The sequence below is a fragment of the Pseudovibrio ascidiaceicola genome, assembly GCF_900114245.1.
Classification (GTDB): domain Bacteria; phylum Pseudomonadota; class Alphaproteobacteria; order Rhizobiales; family Stappiaceae; genus Pseudovibrio; species Pseudovibrio ascidiaceicola.
This window is the reverse complement of the sequence record NZ_FOSK01000036.1, coordinates 1-4,129: the sequence shown is the minus strand read 5'-3', so window position 1 is coordinate 4,129 and position 4,129 is coordinate 1. Positions and strand designations below refer to the sequence as shown.

The window sequence follows — 4,129 nt, the reverse complement described above, 5'->3', positions numbered from 1 at the left end:
GACAACCCAACTGGCCCAGACAACCCTCCGCTCGGTCGCTGGTCAACATGAACTTGACGAAATGCTTGCATCGAGAGATCGGCTAAACTCCGATATCCAGCGTATTTTGGATGAACAGACGGAGGCTTGGGGTATCAAGGTGTCAAATGTGGAATTGAAGCACATCGACCTTGATGAACGGATGATCCGTGCAATCGCAAAGCAGGCAGAGGCAGAGCGGCTTCGCCGTGCCAAGGTCATCGATGCTCAAGGCGAATCCCAAGCAGCGGAAAAGTTTCTGGAAGCCGCCGGAATTCTCTCCCAGAACGATCAAGCTATGCAGCTGCGTTACCTGACAACACTGCAGACAATCGCGAGCGATAGAAGTAATACGATTGTCTTTCCAATGCCAATGGAACTGATAGGCCGGCTTAGCCTGAAGGGTTCTGCAGGAGAGGAAAAATAAGGAAGTGTTTCTGAGTTATGCTGGCTGGAAGGTATCTCTCAAGGGCTCTATTACAGTTGGTCAAAGGAGTTTCTTGAGGTTCACTATTGCATCCTGGTTTAATCCCGAAAGCAACTACGGGATCCCCAATGACCTATGTTATAGAGATTACAAGTGCCAGGACAGTCAAGGGTGAAGCAATTTCGGCAGTTGCGGCATTTGAAAATGCTTATTGCAGAGCGCAACACTTTACCTAAGCTGAATTCTACCCATGCTGGAACTGACTGTAGGTCCATTGTTGGCCCCGTTTGTCCAGAGTGTAAGCTTTTATGCATCTGCTCTTTGTGTTGGCAGCGAGAGGCCACTTCGTCTGTACTTCAGGCTTGAAAGCGAACCACGCTGACAGGCAACTACAGGTCAACGAGCGTCATTTCAATATGACACTATATCTCACCGGCACCATTCAGAAAGTTGCGGATCTCTCCTTATCGAGCATGGAACTGGTTGGTCAGAACTTTGATCGCCCCTCAGGCCTCGACAATCTTGGCTCCAAGTCATTGGAAACAGGGTTAGTGTTGCAGCTACAATATCGAACGTAATCGGCTTTTGATCAACTCAGAACCTGGCTTCAAAGGGGGGAGGCTTAGTCTCACCCATGCGCTACGAGGTGCACATTTTTCGCTTTTACTGCCTCGCCTCTTCTGCAATCAGCGGTGAGTACCGCGCCACCTAGTGGTTGAGGGTGGTATGGGCAAAATCAACGCCTTTGGCAAACATGAAGATTCAAAATTAAAGCAAAAATCTTTAAAGCTCCCAGACAAAGGCGAGAGGGCCAAACTCTCCATTTCCTCATGCCTGTTTCAAGAGCGAATCTAGTTCGGGTAACTGTTCAGATTTCCCAAGCCATCTCTGATAGTACTCTTTTCGCTATATAAAACCTAAGTAAAAATATTAAATTATGGCTATATTATGTGTAAATAATTTATATAATGAAGTATACAGTTTATTCGACATAACTCTATAAAATCGACTTCAGTAATAAATAACAATAGATATCAATTACATAGAGTCATTAGGGTTGATAATTTGCATTCAGACGCATTTTAGACAAAAATTAGTTTTACATATATTAAGTTTGAGTTATGTTTTAAAAAACAAAATTCATGTGAAAAAATACTAATTAATATTGTTTATTTCTGACTTGTGCTCAATTTTACTTCTGTAGTTAAAGTAAAAATTGAGGGTAAAATGCATTACAGTTATTGGGGCTCTTCTGGCCGCTATAAGTACAATCCTTATGGCTATTATCCCTACAAATGGACTTCATCTGGCGATGAATGGCGTGATGCCCCATTTAGTCGCTCCACACCCTATACAATTGATGCGGGCGAGAGCTTCGTTGGAAGGTTGAGCTACCGCGGTGATCGTGATGCTGTGGCAATCGAGCTTGAAGAAGGTAAAGAGTATACAGTCTCCCTGAAAGGAGCCGGATACTACGGTGTTCGCAACACTGTCCTTACGCTCTATGATAGTGATGGTAACCGTATTGCCTTTGATGACGACAGTGGAGAAGGACGTAATTCTGAGATCACGTTTACGGCTACTTCCAGCGGCAAATATTATATTGGCGCTTCTTCCTTTGGTAATCGTTATACCGGTAGTTATGAGATCAACGTCATCGAGAATTCCGTTCCAGTAGATCCAGACCCTGTAGATCCAGGCCCTGTAGATCCAGACCCTGTGGACCCAGACCCTGTGGACCCAGATCCGGTGGACCCAGATCCGGTAGATCCAGACCCTGTGGATCCAGATCCGGTGGTTCCCCAGCCAACCTCCGACCCTGAGATCGTTGTGCCTGAGGGGCACTTTACCAATGATCAAATCGCTAACCAGCTCACTGATGTAGCTTGGCGCAGTGGTCGTCGTGCATTTGATGTGGAACCAGGCGGCACGATTACGGTAAACCTAACAAGCTTGAACAGTGATGGTCGGGCTCTCGCGATCAAAGCTCTTGATGCTTGGTCGATGACCACCGGCATCAATTTTGAGCAGGCAAATTCTAGCGCACAAATCACCTTCAGTGATGATAAAAGCGGCGCCTACTCAAGCTCCCGCACATATGGCGGCACCATTCAGTCATCAACCGTAAACGTGAGCACTTCATGGTTGAATAACAGTGGAACCAGTCTGGATTCCTATTCATTCCAGACTTACATCCATGAAATCGGCCATGCTCTCGGCCTGGGGCATGCTGGCAACTACAACGGCAGCGCACGCTATGGTGTAGATAACCACTATGCGAACGATTCTTGGCAGGGCACAGTTATGTCCTACTTCTCGCAGAGCGAGAACTCTGCTGTGGACGCCAGCTATGCCTATGTCGTTACGCCAATGATTGCTGACATTCTTGCAATGCAGGATCTCTATGGCACCGCTGATAACATTCGCAGTGGTGACACTGTTTATGGCGAAAACTCAACCGCTGGAGGTTACTATGATGATCTGGCGGATCTGAACCGGGTAACCTACACCATCTCTGACAGCGGAGGGCAGGACACTCTCAACTTTAGTTCTGTGCGTGCTGATCAGAAAATCTCGCTGTTGGCAGAAACTTATTCTGATGTGAATGGCTACAAAGGCAATCTGGCCATCATGCGTGATACAGTGATTGAAACTGCCTATGCAGGTTCAGGCAACGACACGTTGATCGGTAACTTCGCCGACAACGCTCTTTATGGCAATGCTGGCCATGATCGTCTTGAAGGTGGTTTCGGCGACGACATGCTTTCCGGAGGTTCCGGAAATGACAGGTTTGTGTTTGATACCAATTGGGGTGCTGATGAAATCATCGACTTCGAAGATGGCTTTGATCTAATTGAATTCTTAGACAATATCGATAGCTTCAACGACCTAAATATCTCCGGTAAGGACGGTGACACCGTCATTTCTTATGAGGGTAGCTCCATCACCCTTTCAGACGTTGCCGTAAGCAACATCACGGTAGATGACTTCATATTTGTGTGATAACCAACATGAAATAACCCGCGTCTGCGGGTTATTCCAAACCATGAGCAGTTAAACGTTTAGAGCAACCATATTATTGGTTCCCCTTCTGGGGAAGGCCCAAGTTTTTGTATGCTCTTCATCACGAGGAGTTTAATCAGAAAGATAGGGCTAAACGTTGCGGAGATCATTCAGCAACAACATGCAAAAAGTGACTAATCTGCGTTGGCTTAAAAAGTTTAGAATTCCAAACTGATCTGGTTGAAAGTGACATTGCAAGGCCGCCCTCTGGTCTAATTTCGAAGTTCTGAATGCCAAGTAAAATCGATACCTCCACGCTTAGCTCTTGTGCTCTTTCTTACTCAGCTGCATGTCGGTAAACATTCTTCAAAAGCTAATTTCCAATTGGAGCTGAGTTTGGGAAAGAACTTGTATCCATTTAAGACACTTATCAACCCTTGATAGAAACGCCTTAATGTCCGGTATTGGCCCTGAGCGTTAAGCGGATTAAAGTCAACTTTAAGTCGACATCTCGCTTTGTATAGGCTGCTCCGTCATTAAGCAAATGGCAGCTATGATCACACCGCTGCATACGTTCGCATATCTATGCCAACAGGAGCCGTTATGTATGGACCGCCTGCATTTCGCAAGAGAGTTGTTACTTGAAACCTTGAAGTCGCTACTATGTATCCGACCTGTTTA

The 4,129-nt window shown here is 46.0% G+C and carries 3 protein-coding genes; all 3 read left to right on the top strand.

Annotated elements, in window-relative coordinates:
* Positions 1-445: SPFH domain-containing protein (locus BM231_RS26705; protein WP_425287833.1), on the top strand; the 445-nt coding region annotated here is incomplete at its 5' end.
* Positions 446-753: 308 nt separating this feature from the next.
* Positions 754-1,023 (top strand): hypothetical protein, encoded by a 270-nt coding sequence (locus BM231_RS27310; RefSeq protein ID WP_093524414.1) that lies wholly within the window; start codon positions 754-756, stop codon positions 1,021-1,023.
* A gap of 649 nt (positions 1,024-1,672) precedes the next feature.
* On the top strand, positions 1,673-3,448 hold the full coding sequence (locus BM231_RS26685; RefSeq protein ID WP_159438008.1) for a M10 family metallopeptidase: 1,776 nt from the start codon (positions 1,673-1,675) through the stop codon (positions 3,446-3,448).
* Positions 3,449-4,129 lie beyond the last annotated feature (681 nt).